Origin of the sequence: Ornithinimicrobium sp. (assembly GCF_030537745.1) — a bacterium.
Classification (GTDB): Bacteria; Actinomycetota; Actinomycetes; order Actinomycetales; family Dermatophilaceae; genus Ornithinicoccus.
The window spans coordinates 11,583-27,332 of record NZ_JAUNVI010000042.1 but is presented as its reverse complement, the minus strand read 5'-3'; the positions used below and the strand labels follow the sequence as shown (position 1 = coordinate 27,332).

Annotated in this window: 17 protein-coding genes; 2 read left to right on the top strand and 15 right to left on the bottom strand. The window is 67.6% G+C overall.

The features are described from left to right. Nucleotides 1-9: 9 nt before the first annotated feature. On the bottom strand, nucleotides 10-1,212 hold the full coding sequence (locus Q4P07_RS09960) for an ATP-binding protein (RefSeq protein WP_303374762.1): 1,203 nt from the start codon (nucleotides 1,210-1,212) through the stop codon (nucleotides 10-12). 131 nt (nucleotides 1,213-1,343) lie between these two features. On the opposite strand from Q4P07_RS09960, the gene Q4P07_RS09955 reads away from it, so the two are divergent. Beyond that, on the top strand, nucleotides 1,344-1,673 hold the full coding sequence (locus tag Q4P07_RS09955; protein ID WP_303374761.1) for a rhodanese-like domain-containing protein: 330 nt from the start codon (nucleotides 1,344-1,346) through the stop codon (nucleotides 1,671-1,673). A 110-nt stretch (nucleotides 1,674-1,783) separates the two neighbouring features. Next, nucleotides 1,784-2,632, top strand: coding sequence for an HAD family hydrolase (locus tag Q4P07_RS09950; protein WP_303374760.1), 849 nt, complete (start codon nucleotides 1,784-1,786; stop codon nucleotides 2,630-2,632). A 21-nt stretch (nucleotides 2,633-2,653) separates the two neighbouring features. Here the strand turns inward: Q4P07_RS09950 and Q4P07_RS09945 are convergent, their stop codons facing one another. From Q4P07_RS09945 to Q4P07_RS09880, 14 genes are all read right to left on the bottom strand, one after another. Next, a complete protein-coding gene (locus tag Q4P07_RS09945) occupies nucleotides 2,654-3,307 on the bottom strand; it encodes an A24 family peptidase (RefSeq protein WP_303374759.1) in 654 nt (217 codons plus the stop codon). Then, entirely contained in the window at nucleotides 3,304-3,756 is a 453-nt protein-coding gene (locus Q4P07_RS09940) for a hypothetical protein (RefSeq protein ID WP_303374758.1), read from the bottom strand. The genes Q4P07_RS09945 and Q4P07_RS09940 overlap by 4 nt, the downstream gene beginning before the upstream one ends. A 5-nt stretch (nucleotides 3,757-3,761) precedes the next feature. Then, nucleotides 3,762-5,357 carry a hypothetical protein gene (locus tag Q4P07_RS09935; protein ID WP_303374757.1) on the bottom strand — a complete coding sequence of 532 codons (1,596 nt, stop codon included), beginning with the start codon at nucleotides 5,355-5,357 and terminating at the stop codon, nucleotides 3,762-3,764. A gap of 134 nt (nucleotides 5,358-5,491) precedes the next feature. Continuing rightward, nucleotides 5,492-6,187, bottom strand: a complete 696-nt coding sequence (locus Q4P07_RS09930; RefSeq protein WP_303374756.1) for a hypothetical protein — start codon at nucleotides 6,185-6,187, stop codon at nucleotides 5,492-5,494. Next, nucleotides 6,184-7,620 carry an OmpA family protein gene (locus Q4P07_RS09925; RefSeq protein WP_303374755.1) on the bottom strand — a complete coding sequence of 479 codons (1,437 nt, stop codon included), beginning with the start codon at nucleotides 7,618-7,620 and terminating at the stop codon, nucleotides 6,184-6,186. The genes Q4P07_RS09930 and Q4P07_RS09925 overlap by 4 nt, the downstream gene beginning before the upstream one ends. Nucleotides 7,621-7,663: 43 nt before the next feature. Further along, nucleotides 7,664-8,389, bottom strand: a complete 726-nt coding sequence (locus Q4P07_RS09920) for a pilus assembly protein TadG-related protein (RefSeq protein ID WP_303374754.1) — start codon at nucleotides 8,387-8,389, stop codon at nucleotides 7,664-7,666. Between the two features lie 99 nt (nucleotides 8,390-8,488). Further along, nucleotides 8,489-8,725: a Flp family type IVb pilin gene (locus Q4P07_RS09915; protein WP_303374753.1), complete on the bottom strand. Its 237-nt coding sequence runs from the start codon at nucleotides 8,723-8,725 to the stop codon at nucleotides 8,489-8,491. A gap of 134 nt (nucleotides 8,726-8,859) precedes the next feature. Next, nucleotides 8,860-9,546, bottom strand: a complete 687-nt coding sequence (locus tag Q4P07_RS09910) for a response regulator transcription factor (protein ID WP_303374752.1) — start codon at nucleotides 9,544-9,546, stop codon at nucleotides 8,860-8,862. Then, nucleotides 9,543-10,739: a sensor histidine kinase gene (locus Q4P07_RS09905; protein WP_303374751.1), complete on the bottom strand. Its 1,197-nt coding sequence runs from the start codon at nucleotides 10,737-10,739 to the stop codon at nucleotides 9,543-9,545. Before Q4P07_RS09905 ends, Q4P07_RS09910 begins: the two co-directional genes overlap by 4 nt. Next, nucleotides 10,732-11,646 carry a type II secretion system F family protein gene (locus Q4P07_RS09900; RefSeq protein ID WP_303374750.1) on the bottom strand — a complete coding sequence of 305 codons (915 nt, stop codon included), beginning with the start codon at nucleotides 11,644-11,646 and terminating at the stop codon, nucleotides 10,732-10,734. The genes Q4P07_RS09905 and Q4P07_RS09900 overlap by 8 nt, the downstream gene beginning before the upstream one ends. Then, nucleotides 11,646-12,578, bottom strand: a complete 933-nt coding sequence (locus tag Q4P07_RS09895) for a type II secretion system F family protein (protein WP_303374749.1) — start codon at nucleotides 12,576-12,578, stop codon at nucleotides 11,646-11,648. Before Q4P07_RS09895 ends, Q4P07_RS09900 begins: the two co-directional genes overlap by 1 nt. Then, nucleotides 12,575-13,882: a CpaF family protein gene (locus tag Q4P07_RS09890; RefSeq protein WP_303374748.1), complete on the bottom strand. Its 1,308-nt coding sequence runs from the start codon at nucleotides 13,880-13,882 to the stop codon at nucleotides 12,575-12,577. Before Q4P07_RS09890 ends, Q4P07_RS09895 begins: the two co-directional genes overlap by 4 nt. Beyond that, nucleotides 13,882-14,238: a hypothetical protein gene (locus Q4P07_RS09885; protein ID WP_303374747.1), complete on the bottom strand. Its 357-nt coding sequence runs from the start codon at nucleotides 14,236-14,238 to the stop codon at nucleotides 13,882-13,884. Before Q4P07_RS09885 ends, Q4P07_RS09890 begins: the two co-directional genes overlap by 1 nt. Next, nucleotides 14,235-15,749, bottom strand: a complete 1,515-nt coding sequence (locus Q4P07_RS09880) for an AAA family ATPase (protein WP_303374746.1) — start codon at nucleotides 15,747-15,749, stop codon at nucleotides 14,235-14,237. The genes Q4P07_RS09885 and Q4P07_RS09880 overlap by 4 nt, the downstream gene beginning before the upstream one ends. Nucleotide 15,750 lies beyond the last annotated feature (1 nt).

Sequence of the window (15,750 nt, the reverse complement as noted above, 5' to 3'; positions counted from 1 at the left end):
ACAACGACCTCAACCCTGGGAGCGCAGGTATCTGCCGAAGTGCGGCACCGTAAACGCGATGCGACCGCGCTCAGCAGAGTAGATCAGGCCCTTCTTGAGGAGGGCATCACGCGCAGGTGAGAGGGACTGCGGCTTGCGGGCCAGGTGGGTCGCCAGGTCGGCGGTGAGCACCGAGCCCACCTCGTCGATCTCCTCCCCTGCCTGCTCGGCGGCCACCTCGGCCATGGCGCGCAAATACTCCCGCTCCCCCGGCGTCGCCCGCTCATAGCGTGACCCGAAGAAGCCGACAGCCAGCTCGGTCTCCGCTTCGGGCGAGGCGACCCGCACGTCCTCGGACGTGATCGGTGAGGCCGGCGCGAGGTCCCAGACCTCCTTGCCATAGGCCTGGATGAAGTAGGGGTAGCCGCCGGTCGCGGCATACATCAGCTCCAACGCGTCATCTGCCCACGCCGCGCCCTCGTCCTCCGCTGGCGACTGCAGCGCATGAGCAGCCTCCTCGCGAGAGAGCCGGTCGATGCGGCTGTAGCGGAAGAGCCGCTCGGAGTAGGACTTGCTCGCGGACAGCACCGCCGGCAGGTGCGGCAGGCCGGCACCCACCACGATCAACGGCAGCGCCGACTGCGACAGCTCGTGACAGGCCGCGCACAGCGCCGACACATCCTGCGCCGCCAGGTCCTGCATCTCGTCGATGAAGATCGCCACGCCTTTGCCGACGTCGGCGGCCAGACCGCCGACGTCGTTGAACAGCTCGACGAGGTCGATCTCGATGTCGCCCGAGTCAGCGCGGCCGGTGATCGCAGGGGCGTCAATGCCTGGATTCCAGCGATCACGCAGCTTGGCACCCGGCTGGTCCTTCTGCGCGAACGCCTTGATCACGCCCAGCACGTAGTCGACCTCCTCGCCGCGAGGGTGTCCGAGCTCGCGGACGGCGACGTGCAGCGCGGCAGCCATCGGGCGCCGCATCGCCTGCTCAGGGCGGGCTTCATATTTGCCGGTGCCCCACCGCGACCGCACGGCGGTGCCGCGCAGGGCGTTGAGCAGCACGGTCTTGCCCACGCCGCGCAGTCCGGTGAGGATCATCGAGCGCTCCGGGCGGCCCCGCCGGATCCGCTCGAGCACGACCTGGAAGCGGTCCAGCTGCTCGTCGCGTCCGGCGAGCTCGGGCGGGCGCTGACCGGCACCGGGGGCATAGGGGTTACGGATCGGATCCACGCTCGGACTGTATGGGGATGTCTACCGTTTCTGCCAGAGACACGCAGAGAGAGTGATCGACGGATCGGGAAGCACGGCCACTTCTGTCGGCCAAGAACACCTCGCCAGCCGCTCGGTGCAAAGATGGGCGCATGAACGACATCCCTACCGTCGCGGTGACCAACCTGTCCGACGACGCCCTGATCGTCGACGTCCGCGAGCCAGATGAATGGGCCGCAGGACACGCGCCGGGCGCGCTGCACCTGCCCCTGGGCGACATCCCGTCGCGCTTGGACGAGCTGCCCGAGACGGACCGCTCGCTGGCCATCATCTGTCGCAGCGGGGGCCGCTCCGGGCGAGCGGTCCAGTGGCTGGTGCAGCAGGGCTTCGACGTGGTCAATGTCGAGGGAGGCATGCGTGCGTGGCGCGACGCCGGCAAGCCGGTGATCTCCGACAACGGCCAGGAGCCGACGGTCGTCTGACGCCCATCTCCGCTCGTCTTCGACGGTCTAGCATCGGAGCAAGATTGGCGAATATTTCGCTCGACAGGCTGGCCAGCGCTGTCAGCGGACCGTTCTAGGGTGGGACCACCATGGACTCCCCCGCGACCGCACGTCTGTCCCGCCTCCGAACTGGCACCCGCGTGGTGGTCCGCTACCTCATCGAGGACGGCCGACGCGCCACGGACGCCCTCGGTGAGCTCGTCGCCCGCGACGACACGACCGTCACGGTGCTGCGACGCAGCGGCGAACGGGTCCGGATCCCCCTGACCGAGGTCGTCGTCGCCAAGGAGGTGCCACCGGCCGCCAGTCGCGGCTGGCGGATCCCGCCGTTCCTCCGACGGGCCAATGTCGCCGTGCTCGATCTCGACGGTGTGCTCCGTGCCTTCAACGCCACGGGATGGCAGGAGTCCCTCGAGCGTTCGCTCGAGTTGGCGGCCGGCAGCCTGAACGACCTCGCTTTTTCACTGCCCGAAGTGGACGCGATGGTGGTGGGCCACGCGACGCACGCCCAGTGGATGGAAGCCTTCGGCACCCGGCTCCTGCAGCTCGGCCACGCCCCCGACATGGTCGACTCGCTCCTAACGACCTGGCTCGCCGATCACGGCACCCCCCTGCAGCCCACCGTCGACCTGGTGGACGAGCTGCTGGATCGCGGCACCCCCGTCTTCGTCTTCACCAATGGCACCGACCGCGTCCCCGTCGAGCTGGAGACCATTGGGCTGGGGCGACTGATCCCGCTGCTGCTCAACAGCTATGACCTGGGGTGGGCCAAGCCTGCTCCCGAGGCGTATGCCGTGGCGCACGCGGAGATCGAACGTCGCCTGGGGCGGCGGGTCGGGACTGCAGAGGTCTACTTCACCGACGATCGTCCGGCCAACGTCAACGCAGCCCGGGCATTCGGGTGGCAGGGAAGGGTCTTCACGCCACCGCCTGCGTGATCAGGCTCAGGGTGATCAGGCTCAGAGCCGTGACAGCGCCGGGACCAACGCAGTCGTCGCCAGTGCGCCGAGCACCATGAAGGGGCCGAAAGCCATCAGGGTGCCGCGTGGCCGGCCCGCTGCCATCAGGGCCAGGCCCACCACTCCCGCGACCGCGAAGGTGATGAGGCCGGAGAGGACGGCCAGCGGCCAGGTCAAGGTCCCCGCCAGGAAGCCGATCGTCGGCGCCAGCTTGACGTCACCACCCCCCATGCCGCTGCCCGGAAGGAAGAGCATCACGCCATAGGCCACCCACATCCCCAGCCCGCAGCCGAGCACTTCCAGCAATCCCGCCCTCGACTCGCTCATGAGGGTGACCGGCAGGACCGCGAGCGCCGTGCCGGCGAGCAGGGGGAGCGTCCAGCGGTCCGGCAGGCGCTGCACATCCAGGTCGATCGCGGCCAGCACCAGCAGAGGGACCGAGACGGCGAGCACGAAGACCAGATAGGCAGGGTCGGTGGGCCACCATGCCAAGCCGGCCAACCCCCAGGTGACGGCGACCGCGGCCGGGAGCCATCGACGGCGTCGGCGAGGGAGGTGTTTCTCGTCGGGGTTGCGATAACTGTGCGAGCGGAGGGCGCGGACGAGCGCCATCCCCACGATCAGACCAGCCAGTGTCAGCAGGGCTGGGATCACCGCAGGTGGCCGACCTGTCGAAAGCGCCAGTCCATCCGCTGCGGCGCCTCGTGGCCCACGATCAGTGCCCCTAGCGACAGCTCGATCATCCAGCGCGGCAACTCCAGCCACCCGCGGCTCGTGGTCAGCATGCTCCAGTCACCCAGAGCCACGAGCAGCCCGCTCCAGAGCAGCCACGCGAAGGCCCCGGCCACCAGGGCGGTAGGGACATAATCCACCGACGAATCGACGTCGTGCCGGGACCGCACCGCGCGCCCGACGAAGATGCCAGCGGCACCCCGCAGCATGGACAGCACCAAGGCAAGGATGCCCGACGCGATGATCGGATCGAGATAGAGGTACCAATCCTGGAAGTAGGGCAGCACCAGCAGAACCGAGAGCACCGTGATGGCAAAGGCCGCGAACCCGCCGATCAGCACACCCTGCCAGGACACACGCCAGTTCGTCATCGTCCTCATCCTTCGCAGTTCGCCATAACGGTGGCCGGCTGACCGGTACGCATGTCCTGGATCGTGGCTCCCGTGAGCGTCTTGATCGTCTCGGTGTCCGACCAGCTCACCCCGACCGGTCCAACGGCCAGGCCATCTTCGCTCGCGACCTTGGCAGAGAGGTCTGTGCCGTAGGTGTCGTAGGTGGAGTTGATGATGATCCCGTCCTGATCGGTCTGACCCCACAACGCCCGTGCGTCGGCCATCCAATCAGCGGTGCTCTGCAGACTATTAGCGTTGATGGGGCGAGGCACCGCGACCTTGGCCACCGTGCCATTGGGCAGGGAAACGCCTCCGGTGAGAAAAAGCGCGTCGTAAAGGTCCCTGTTGGTGGGATCGGTGAGGTCTAGGATCCTCTTCTCTTCTTCCACAGTGCCGGTCTGGGCCCGGGCCTTGCCAGAGACACCCTTGATCTCCGGCGGGGTAAGGCCGGCTTTCAGCGACTCACGCTTCTCGGTGGTGAAGGTGATCGTGGTCGGATTGCCGTCTTGGTCGAAGTTGACGGTGTAGGAGCCGGTCCCGCCCATGCCGGGTGAGACGTTCAGGAAGGGCGGCAGATCACCGATCTGTCGCGTGGGGTCGCCTGGCATCCCGAGCGTCGCCTCCAACTTGCCATCCCACTTGACGATGCCGGTGAAAGAGTTGCTGCCCCTGTCCGGGCCATCGTTGGTTAACGAGGCAGTCACCTGTCCGGACACGCTGGCGCTGATCTCCGCGCCCCCATCGACCAGTCCCGAGGTGATGTCGAGGCCAGCCATCCCCTGCAACGACAGGTCAGCAGTGACAGAGTCGGCTTGCCCCATCCGGTGCTCCCGGTCCCGGGCGGCCTTGGACTCCGCGCTCTCCTCCTGGCCAGTGACCTTGTGATAGCCCCAGCTCCACAGGTCCGCGACGCCATCCTTGGCTCGGGTCACGCCTTCGTCAATCGTCTGGGCACCGGGGATCGCGGTCTGCGCATACTGCTTCCAGCCCCCGCGCTTGTCATCGAGGAAAGAGTCGGCAGCATCGCCGCCTCCATACTCCTCCGGGAAATTGTAGGTGTACTTCAGCGACGTCCCGACGGTCGCCTCGGCCTTGCCCTTGACGTCGATCGACGACGGGGAGTCACCGTCCTTGGCGCCACTGCTGCCCCCCTTGCTCGACCCCGGCTTACGCAGCTTGACCTTGGCACCGACCCCAGCCTCTGCCCTCTCGCCGAGGGTGACAGAACTGCTGCCGTCGGCGCTGTTCTTGATCTGGTCGTTCGTGCCCTTCTCAGCCGTGAAGATCTCGAAGTTTCCGCCATAACTGTTAGCCCGGTCCACCTGACGCAGGGTGCACTTGTTCTCGTACTCCTTGGTCCGATCCTGCGCCTGCGCCTCTGGCGACACGCACTGGGCGGAACCTCCGGGGAGCGCGGCGAACGCCCGACAGATCGCAAACGCGACGTTGGGGCCGATGATGTTGGTCGCCGGTGAGGCGATGGCTGCCCCCAGCAGGACGGCGACGAGAAAAGTGATGCCGGCCTGCTCGATCCCCGCCGCTCCGCGATCCCCTCCACGGGTCCTGGTGACCTGCGTCATCGTGTCCACTCCACCTGTCTTTGTCCCCTCCACCTGTCTTTCCTTCCTCCCAACGGTAGCCAGCGCCCCGACCTCGTCGCTAGACGCGAAAGTCCCTACTTGGCCAAGAGGCATGGGCCCTTTGGTCCCCCTGTTCACCCCTCGACTGTGTCCTCGCCATCAACGACCACCCCTCGGACCTCCTCGGGTCGCACTTCGATGGAGGACTTAATCCGCTCCCAGGCCTCCTCGTCGAACTCCGCGACGGGCGCGGCATACCTGAACCCGAACTTGGGCAGCCCCTCCGTCTCCACGAGCAGCTCGACCTGTCGGATGCGGGTGGCCTTCAGAGGGGTGCCGGTCACCGTGCGCGCTACGGCTGCGGTGGTGTAGTAGGTGTCGAACTCGCGGGCGGCGCTCGCTCCGGCAATCTTCACGTCTGTGCTGGTGTCGATAGTCGCGTCCGAAGGCAGGCCGCTCTGCAGTTGCAGGCGGAGGACCTGCTCACGCAGGTCGAGGTCGCCGACGTGGTCGCGCTCCAGGAACACCAAGAGCCGTGACGGCGGGGTCGACTGCCCTGTGAACGGCACACCGACGTCCATGGCCGCCTGACGGACCCGCTGGTCTTCCGGCCGCGGCACCCATCCCGGCGGGGTGGCGACACTGAAACCTGCGCTCTGTCGCAGCACCCACCCGTCTGGGGCCGGTGCGGTGCGCTCGGCGGCATCGCTGGGTGCCACCGTCGCCTGCGCGAGCTCCTGCGGCGGCGTGTCCTGGGCAGCGTCGCAGCCGCCCAGGACGAGCGTCAGCCCCAGGGCCATCCCGGAGGCGGTGAGAGTGCGGATGGTCATGGGACCACGATCTCCACGCGCCGGTTGCGCGCCTGGGCGGCCTTGACCTGTGCTGGGGATCCGGACTCCTTGACGGCGGGCTTGCTCATCCCGTGCCACTCGACGGCGATCTGCCAGTCGGCGCCGAGCTTGTCGCCGAGGGCTTTGGCCACCGCCTTGGCGCGCTGCTCGGACAGCTCCAGGTTGCGCGCGGCGCTGCCCTGGCCGTCGGTGTGACCGGCGATGGTGATCGCCCGCTTGTCCTGCGCCTTGAGCGTCTTTGCCGCGACCGCGAGCGCGTCGTCGGCCGCACCTGTGAGCGTGGCCTTGTCGAAGTCGAAGAGCACCTCGGTGTCGAGGCTGACGGTGAGTTCTTCGCCCTGCTCGACCGTCGCCCCGGCTTCTTCGGTGCGAGCGGCATAGCTGCGCAGGCTCGCAGCTTGGCCCTCGGTCGGCGTGCCGGTCACCGGGAGCATGAGCGGCAGGCCGGCGTCCGGGAGGATCACGACCTGCTGGGATCCAGGGTCGGCAACCTTGACCTCCAGGGAGATCTGCTGCCCCCCACCAGGCATGGTGCCGCGATGGCAGTCCGGGTCCTGCGCCATCCGACCGGTGGGGGTGGCGCTGCCCCAAGCAGACAGGCCCTGGAAGCAGTCCTGACCCTCTAGGTCCGGAAAATCGAACTGATGCTGGGCCAGGGTGTAGGTGGGATTCAGGTCGCTGACGTTAGCGATCGTGGTGCCAGCGGTGATGACCCCGTCCTCGCGGGCGAGTGCGTCGACCGAGAGGACCTCCACCCAACCGAAGGGGACGCTGGCCGCGGTCGGCAGGTCGGTGACTGGGACATCCTTGATGGTCCCGATGTCGCTGACCTCCACATCGAGGGTCTTCGCGTCAGCCGGCGCAGAGACGACCACCCACGCCGGAGCCTGCGGGTCCTGCGCATCGGCGTAGGGCTGGGTGGACAGGCTGCAGAGGCAGCGGTCTTCCTCATCCCGAACGGGCAGGTGGCGCACTCCATCCGCACCGGTCACCGCCACGCGGGAAAACTCATACCCGCCCATGGAGTGGAAGTAGCCGGGCTCGAACCACTCGGCTGCCGCTGTGTTGCTCTTCGGCTGGCCGGCATACCGTCCGCTGACGACCACGCGCTCGGCGTCGATCCGGTAAACCCCGAAGAGGGCAAACTCAGCCTCCCCCTTGGAGACGGTGTCGATCACCTCTGGCCAGGCACGCTCGGTGCCAGCAGCGACCGGGACGAAGGTGTTGAGCGCGGGCCCAGCACTGGTAGTCGCCGCCTCGTCCGTCGGAGCACTGGTCTGAGTCGAGTCGGAGCTGGGGGCCGTAGTGCCACCAGAGGACGGCGGTGGCGGCGGCTCGTCTGCGCCCGTGCAGGCCGCCAGGGCCAGGACGGTGGTGGCCGTAATCGCCGTCCAGGTGAGCGCACGAGTCATGAGGAAAGTTCCTTTCGGTGGGACTGGTCTGCCATGGCAGATCTCACTCCACGAGCGCGACCTGCCAGGTGATCGGCTGTCGCAGGAGATTGAGCAGGGTGGTCAGGTCGTCCCCGCCGATGATGACGGGGCCGTCAGGGTCGGGAGGGATCGTGGGGGTGGGCTCCTCGGTCGGGGGCTCCACGACCGGCGGCTCGATCACCATTTCCTCACCCCGCAGGCACTCGCCGGCCCACCACAGGCCCAGGTCACCGTTGCGGAAGCACAATGGCCCGCCGGTCAGACGCACCTCCGCGGTGGCGTCGAACTCTGGCCGCTTCGACCCGCCCTCGACTGTCACGGCAGTGGCGCGCGACTTGGTCACAAAGCGAAGGGAGAGCGGCGCAGGGTTAACCGTGTATGCGGTCAGGCGGGAGCCGTTGGCAGCGGCCAGTCGAGCGGCCTCGTCCTTGGAGCGCGTGGTCCAGGCTGAGCGAGGCTGGTCCAAGATCTGGCGGACGTGACCGATCGCCAGACCGGGCGTGACGGGGAGGTTGCCCAGGTGATCCTCGACGGCATCGACATAACCCTGGGCAGCGGCCAGGGCGGCTGCATCGCTCGCGGTCCTCGCCTCGGTCTCCACGGTCACGCCCCGCCCCATAATGGCGATCAACGCGACCGCGATGCTCATCAGCACGGCGACCGAGAACACCAGCAGGAGGGCGGCCTGCCCGGCGTCGCGCTGAGGCCGGCAGGTCGTCCATCGCACAGCGAACTCACGTGCGGTCATCATGAAGGTCCCTCCCCAGGGTGTGCAATACAGCTCCGTGAAACAGTTGTGCGCCCGGTCCACCTTAGGCGAACCGGGCGCGACAGCTCAAACTGAAGATCAGCCAGTGATCTTGCCGAAGGCTGAGGTGACCTTCTCCTTGATTGCGGTGCCGATGAAGTTGTCGGAGCCCAGGAGCGTGATCGCGGCGGCGATCAGCATCGCCACCAGGAAGACCATGCCGGCGTACTCCACGGCGCCCTGGCCCTTCTCGGAACGGAAACGCTCGAAGGCGCCAGCGATGTGAGCGGCGGCGATGGTCTGGTAACCGACGAGGGTCTTCTCGATGTTCAGCATGTCGTTCTCCTTGTGTGGTGTAGCTCTAGGGATCCATCCCCTGTGGACAACCCCTACATTATGAAGTTGCGCCGTCCACCGCTAGGTCGCAAGGTCCCTATCCAGGTCCCTACTTGCGATGGGGCCGTTGGGCCCTATCGCGCCATCCAGGTCACGATCGCGCCCGCTCTGCTGGGCACGCCGAGCTTGGCGTAGATCCGCCCGAGGTGGTTCTTCACCGTCTTCTCGGACAGGAACAGCTGACGCGCAATGTCGGCGTTGGACCCTCCGCGGACCAGCTCAGCCATCAGCTCGACCTCCCGACGGGTCAGACCTAGCGAGGGCCGCTGCTGCGTTTCGATGCCGTCCTGCCCCTGCTCAGACTCCAGCGCTGCCTGCGGCACGGCGTCCCGCTCAGGCGCTGAGCCCGCGCCGAAGGCGACCTGAGCTGCCTGCGGGCTGAGGACAGCACCGCCCCGCACGCTCGTGCACAGCGCACCATGGAGCTCCGCCGGCTGGAAGGCTCCGTGCACGAGATAGCCCGCTGCACCCAGCGACAGCGCTTCCTTGATGATCGCGGGCTCATCGGAGTGAGTGAGCATGACCAGCGGAGCGCTCGCCGTGGTCTCGCGCAGGACGGACAAACCATCCTTGACCGGCATCCGCACGTCGAGGAAGCCGATGTCGATCCCGCCCGCCGCGAGGAGGTCCAGCGCCTCGGCGCCGTCCTGGGCCTCGACGACGCTCTCGACCTCGGCCATCGCCTCCAGCATCATCCGCAACCCCATCCGCACGATGGGGTTGTCGTCCACCACCAGCACCTGCCACCCGGTCTCGCTCATACTCTCTCTCTCGCCGTCAAGGGCGTGGCCGCCCGGTCGCTCACATGGGCCGGGCATTTCAGCACCACCGTGGTGCCCGCACCTGGCCGGCTTTCAATCTGCATCCGTCCGCGCGCGCGGGCCATCCGTCGGGCCACGCCGTCGACCCCGAAGTGCCCCCGGGCCACCCATTCCTCGCTCCGAGTCGTAGACATCCCGACTCCGTCGTCGGAGACCACGATCGTGACCCAACCGGCTTCCTCGCGGGACTGGACCGAGACCACCCTCGCTTCGGCGTGCCGGGCGACGTTCTCCAACAGCTCCCCGACCGCGTTGAGGACCTCGTGGGCGGCTCCAGGACCCAGGCCGAACGGCTCGACCGAGGTGACCACCCGAAAGTCGGGGTGGGACGCCGCCCAGGCCGCCACCATCTCGCCCAGCACACGATGGGGCTCGTCATCTGGGACCTCCCGCCGGTTGGCCACCAGGTGTCGCGCCTCTGCACGGGCTTGGTCGACGCTCTCCTTCAACACCACCATCTGCTCGAGGGCAGGGTGGCCTTCTGCCTCTAGCCTGGCCGCAAGATGGGCCGACATCAGGTGGATGCCATGCAGCGACTTGGCCACCGAATCATGCATCTCGACCGACAGCCGGGTGCGTTCCTCGGCCTGAGCGGCCCGCAGGCGTTCCTCCCGCAGGATCAGCTCCATGGAGCGGTAGGTCGACAGCAGACTTCTGGTGCGGGCGGCGGCGGCGGCAGCCAGGCACAGCACGACGATGCGAGCGGCGGAGGCCAGCCCCTCGGTCACCTGGCCCAGCAGCAGATCCGCCAGACAGAGGACCAGGTAGACGGTCAGTGGCCCCACCATGGCCACCACCCACGGCGTCTTGCGATCGATCAGGGCCCAGAGGAAGACCGTGGCGCTGACATAACCAAGGGCCCATCCACCGGTCCCAAAGCTCATCAGGACGACCACCGCAAGCAAGGAGTCGAGGGTAGGCATCACCAAGGAGCTCGTCGCCCGCTCCCATCGCAGCGGACTGCCGAGATAGAGAGTCATCGCAGTGAGCGCCACGACGGCTGACATCACGGCGCCCGGATCGGCCTGTCGGCCGTCGATGAGCACGAGGAGGAGCCCGATGCCGGCGCGCACGGTGAGGACCACATGGACGACCACGTGGAGCCACTCCATCCCCGGCTTGCGTTCAGCCACCAAAGATGTTCCCGAACACCTCGGCCTGGCTCAGGAAAAGGGCAGAGATCACGAGCAACAGCGAGGCCGGGACGATGATGGTGGTCACCACCAAGGAGATCTTGGGGATCGCCTTGGCGGTCGCCTTCTTCACTTCTGCCGCGCGGACCCGCCGCACCTCCTGGGCGATGTCCTGCAGCGCCTCAGAGATCGGGGCACCCAACTCCTCCGCCTGCAGCATGGAGGTGACCCAGGAGTGAAGGGCGGGAGCGTCGTTGCGTTGCCGCAGGGCCTCGAACGCCTCGCGGCGGTTCATGCCCAGCCGCATGTCATTCAGGACCCGGTCGACCTCATCACTGAGCGGTGAGTCTTCCTGCCCCTGGCTGACCCGGCCCAGGGCAGTGCGCAGCGCGAGCCCAGCCGTCACCGTGACGGCAAGAATGTCGAGGAAGTCAGGCAGCTCGCGGGCGATCGCCCGCTGCCGCTTGGACGCGGCTCCACGCAACCACAACTCCATCCAGAGCGAGAAGGCCACCAGGCACAGGAACCCGATCAGCGGCTGACCGGCGAGAAAGAAGAAGAAGAAGATGATGGCGCCCAGCGCGACGAACCCGGCCTGTCGCCGCACATAGGTCCGCACCCGCAGCCCCTCAGGGCGGCCGGCGCGTTCGAGGCGGTGGTCGAGCGCGGTAAGTCGACGGTCGCCGTAGAGGCGCAGCACGGAGGACTCGAACCGGCGTCCAAGGCTATCCAGCACCTTGATCATCAGGGGGACTCGAGCGGGACCCTCCTCCACAGCCACGGCATAGCGCTCCTCGACCGCCTCGAGCCCAGTGCTCCGCAACAATCTCCATCCACGAATCCCAAGGAGCAGCACCAGGACCACGGAGACGGGGAAGGCGACCAGCACGATGTTTCCGAGGTCCATCACACGTCGACCTTGGTGATGCGCTGGATGAGAATGATCCCCAAAATAAACATCCCGCTGGCGATAACGAGGACGATCTGACCGATCAGCGAGGTGGCCATGAGGTCGAGGGAGCCTGGCTGGACGATGTTCATGAGGAAGACGGCGCCGACGCCGATGAGCAGCACCGTGTAGCCGCTGAAGACTGCCCCCGAGACCGAGTTGCGCAGTTCGCGCTCCAACTCCCGGCGATCATCCAGGGTGGCCGCGATGGTGGTGAGCGAGGTGCTGAGCCGACCACCCGCCTGGCTCTGGACCAGGAGGGTGCGCACGAGGACCTCGAGGTCACGGGAGGGCAGCCGCTTGTGTAGGTCGTTGAGGGCATCGCTGAGGCTATGGCCCAGACGCATCTGCCGTTGGACCTCCCGAAACTCCGCGCTGGCTGGCTCGGGGAGCTCACGGACCACCAGGTCGACCGCGGTGCGCAGCGCCAGGCCGGCCTGGGTCGCGTTCGCCAGCAGGCGGGCCAGGTCGGGCAACTGGCCGATGAAGGCCACCACCCGCTGCTTGCGCCGACGCTCGAGCAGCTTGATGGCGGTGGCGACCACGGCGAAGATCATGATCAGCGCACCCAGATTGCCCAGGAACGAGCGGACGACGATAGCGAGCACGAGTGCCACCGCGGTCACCACGACGACGAAGTCGAAGGCGCCGAGGGAGACATCGGCGCCGGCCAAACGTAGGTCGAGCTGCTGGCCGAGTCTGGAACGCCGAAACCACTGGTTGACCTTGCGGCGCAGCTCCCCGAAACGATCGAGGCGCTCGTCGCCTCGGGCGGACGCCTCGATCTCACCCGACCTGCGCATCGCCTCACGGTTGACGCTGACCGAGAGGACGAGCGCCACGAGGGTGAAGGCCAGCAGCAACCCGATCAAGGTGGGCGTGGACCTCATACCTCGCCGCCGTGGTCCTGGAAGGCGTCGGGGACCAGCTGGCCGGAGAAGTGCAAGCGCTCGGCGATGTCCTCGGGCAGGTGATGGTGGAGGAACACGCCTCGCGCGCGCTCGCCGAGGACGGCGGGGTCGGCCTGGAAATGGGCCAGCGACACGGTGCGGAACGGCTCGCGCCGCTTCGACACCAGGGCCGCGACGTCCACCACCTTGCGGGAGCCGTCATGGAGCCGACTGAGCTGGATGACGATGTCGACCGCCGTGTTGATCTGGTCTCGGAGCACGTCCGAGGGCAGCGACATCTCGTCCATCGACGCCAGCGTCTCCAAGCGGCCGAGCGCATCGATCGTGGAGTTGGCGTGGACGGTGGCCAAAGACCCGGCGTGACCGGTGTTCATCGCTTGCAGCATGTCCAGCGTCTCGCCGCCACGGACCTCGCCGACGACGATGCGGTCGGGCCGCATTCGCAGGGAGTTGCGGACCAAGTCTCGGATGGACACCTGACCTGAGCCCTCGACGTTGGCCGGCCGGGACTCCAACCGGACCACGTGCGGCTGCTGCAGCGAGAGCTCAGCGGCATCCTCTATCGTGATGATGCGCTCGTGCTCGGGGATCATGCCGGAGAGACTGTTGAGGAAAGTCGTCTTGCCGGTGCCGGTGCCGCCGGAAATGATCACGTTGAACTTGGCCCGCACCACGGCGGTCAGCAGCTCGGCGACGGGGCGGGACAGGGTCTCTCGGACGACGAGCTCCTCGAGCCGGAACGGCCGCGGGAAGCGACGGATCGTCAGGGTCGGGCCGTCGAGGGAGAGCGGCGGGATGATGACGTTGACGCGTTCGCCAGACTCGAGACGGGCGTCCACCATGGGGCTGGACTCGTCGATCCGTCGGTTGACCTTGGACACGATGCGGTCGATGGTCTGCATCAACTGCTCCTCGGAGGAGAACACCGTGGGGTGTCGCTCCACCCGCCCCCGTCGTTCCACGAAGACGGAGTCAGCGCCGTTGACCATGATCTCGGTGATCGTCTCGTCCGCCAGCAGCGGCTCGAGCACGCCGAGGCCGAGGGCTTCGTCGATGACACGGCGGATGAATCCGGCCCGGTCGCGGGCCGAGAGCACGGGCCCGTCAAAACTGATGATGTCGCTCAGGCGTCGCTCCAGGCGGGCCCGCCTCTGGACGTCGGTCAGGCCGTGGAGCTCGTCACGATCGAGGTCGACGAGGAGTCGGTTGAGATATTCACCGACGAGGTTCGGTCCGTCGCCGCGCTCGCGTTCTGCCCCTGGCAGCCGGTCCCGGAGCGCCATCAGTCCTGCCTCGCGAAGGTGGCCTGGCGGGTAATCTGGAGGTGGGTCACCGTGACGACACCTGGTATGCCGATGGGCACGCTCGCCCTGACCTCGACACAGGCGTCGGCACAACTCTGCACTCCGACACCGTCCAGCCGCATCCAGGACGGCACGGCTGATTGCGCCGCGGCGGTGGGCGAATTGCCCTGGCTGGCCGCGCGTGCCGCTTCACGGGCCGCGTGCGTGGTGGCATCCACCCCGGCGACGACTCCGACGGCATGGCCGAGGAAGAGAATGACGACCAGCAGGATCGGGAGCATCCCCGCGACCTCGATCGAGGTCGCGCCCCGGTCTTTCCGGGCGCCCTCGCTCATGGCCGGGGCTCCGCGGTGTAGCTCGCGGACTGACTGATCCGCATCCGGAAGTCACCGCCGACGGGCAGCACCATCGGGATAGTGGTGGAAACTGTCACCTTGCCCGGGCCGGCGCTAAAACTGGGGTTGGCTCCAGCCCAACCGGGCAGTGCGGCTTCGGCGCTCGCCTGTCCCGCGCTGACAGAGCGGGACACGGCATACTCCCTCGCACCTTCGGTGGCCGCATGCCGCGTGAAGACCAGGCAGGACGCGGCAAAGAGCACCTGGATGCCGAGGACGGTGGCGAGCAGGAAGAGGGCGACCGCCATCGGCGTCTCCACGGCGGACTGTCCGCGCTCACGACGTCGCCCGGCACTGCGTCGGGAGCTTGCTTCCGGTGCCGCGACGAGCTGAAGCTCGCGGGCCAGCCGGAGGACTCCGGACCGGATGGAGCCTCCCTTGACCAGGGTGATGTTGCCGCTGTTGTGACCGGGCTCGAGCTGGGCGAACTCGTCGGGCAAGGAGACGGAGAGCGGATGGGCGAGCACTCGCTCGACGAGCGCTGCCTGCACCTCTCGGCGTCGGTCGGTGCGGTTCATCACGACGGTGACCGCCGAGGACGGCCGCACGGAGAGTCGCTCCCAACTGTGCATGGCCTGCCGGGCTGAGTTGACCGAGGCGACGTCCGGGGTGACGACGAGCACGACGTGGTCGGCCACCTCCAGGGCCACCGCCTGCGCGCTCTCCAAGGTCGATCCGACATCGATGATGGTGATGTCGTACTGGAACCGCAGTTGGTGCAGGACCTGAGTCATCGCCGTGGCGCTGACATCGTCTGCCTGCTCCACGTCCGTCGGTGCCGAGATGACCGCGAAGCCCGCCTCGGCGTCGACCGCGACATCCCGGACGTTGCGGCCGGTGAGCTCGGAGGCGACGGTCGCCAGGTCAGTCAGATTGCGACGCGGCTTGACGTCGGTGAGGTAGGCGATCGAGCCCTTGCGCAGGTCGGCATCCACCAGACACACGGTGCCTGCTCGCGAGCACTCGTGCGCCAGGAGCGTGGCGATCGTGGACACCCCTGCCCCTCCACGGGCACCGGCGACGGCGATGACCTGCCCGCGTTCGTCTGACGTCCCACCCGAGAACTGCCGCAGCCCGCGGCTCCACTGCCCGACGGCGTCCACGCGAGCCTGGAACTCGTCGAGGGAGAGCGGCTGGAGCAGGACCCCACGGGCGCCGAGCTCCATGACTGAAGACAGCAGCCCGGCATCGGACTCGGGCGCGATCACGAGCACGCCGACGAAGGGCCGCTGGCGCTGAAGGTCAGAGATCACTGCGGCGAACTGCGAGCGCCGCAGCTCGGTGTGCACCAGCACGACGTCGAGCTCGGGGTCCTCAAGGACGCTAGAGATCTCCGCGAGATTGGCTCCGACACCGACCAGCTCGACGTCGACGGCCTCGCTGGCGACGGACTGGAGCGCCGACCGGAGATCGAGGTCCTCGATCACGGCGGCGACAGTGGTACGGCTCATG

What these genes read in the sequence shown, in the direction of transcription:
- Q4P07_RS09955 (WP_303374761.1), top strand. Translation starts at nt 1,344, where the DNA reads ATGAACGACATCCCTACCGTCGCGGTGACCAACCTGTCCGACGACGCC.
- Q4P07_RS09950 (WP_303374760.1), top strand. Translation starts at nt 1,784, where the DNA reads ATGGACTCCCCCGCGACCGCACGTCTGTCCCGCCTCCGAACTGGCACC.
- Q4P07_RS09940 (WP_303374758.1), bottom strand. Translation starts at nt 3,756, where the DNA reads ATGACGAACTGGCGTGTGTCCTGGCAGGGTGTGCTGATCGGCGGGTTC.
- Q4P07_RS09935 (WP_303374757.1), bottom strand. Translation starts at nt 5,357, where the DNA reads ATGACGCAGGTCACCAGGACCCGTGGAGGGGATCGCGGAGCGGCGGGG.
- Q4P07_RS09930 (WP_303374756.1), bottom strand. Translation starts at nt 6,187, where the DNA reads ATGACCATCCGCACTCTCACCGCCTCCGGGATGGCCCTGGGGCTGACG.
- Q4P07_RS09925 (WP_303374755.1), bottom strand. Translation starts at nt 7,620, where the DNA reads ATGACTCGTGCGCTCACCTGGACGGCGATTACGGCCACCACCGTCCTG.
- Q4P07_RS09920 (WP_303374754.1), bottom strand. Translation starts at nt 8,389, where the DNA reads ATGACCGCACGTGAGTTCGCTGTGCGATGGACGACCTGCCGGCCTCAG.
- Q4P07_RS09915 (WP_303374753.1), bottom strand. Translation starts at nt 8,725, where the DNA reads ATGCTGAACATCGAGAAGACCCTCGTCGGTTACCAGACCATCGCCGCC.
- Q4P07_RS09910 (WP_303374752.1), bottom strand. Translation starts at nt 9,546, where the DNA reads ATGAGCGAGACCGGGTGGCAGGTGCTGGTGGTGGACGACAACCCCATC.
- Q4P07_RS09900 (WP_303374750.1), bottom strand. Translation starts at nt 11,646, where the DNA reads ATGGACCTCGGAAACATCGTGCTGGTCGCCTTCCCCGTCTCCGTGGTC.
- Q4P07_RS09895 (WP_303374749.1), bottom strand. Translation starts at nt 12,578, where the DNA reads ATGAGGTCCACGCCCACCTTGATCGGGTTGCTGCTGGCCTTCACCCTC.
- Q4P07_RS09890 (WP_303374748.1), bottom strand. Translation starts at nt 13,882, where the DNA reads ATGGCGCTCCGGGACCGGCTGCCAGGGGCAGAACGCGAGCGCGGCGAC.
- Q4P07_RS09885 (WP_303374747.1), bottom strand. Translation starts at nt 14,238, where the DNA reads ATGAGCGAGGGCGCCCGGAAAGACCGGGGCGCGACCTCGATCGAGGTC.
- Q4P07_RS09880 (WP_303374746.1), bottom strand. Translation starts at nt 15,749, where the DNA reads ATGAGCCGTACCACTGTCGCCGCCGTGATCGAGGACCTCGATCTCCGG.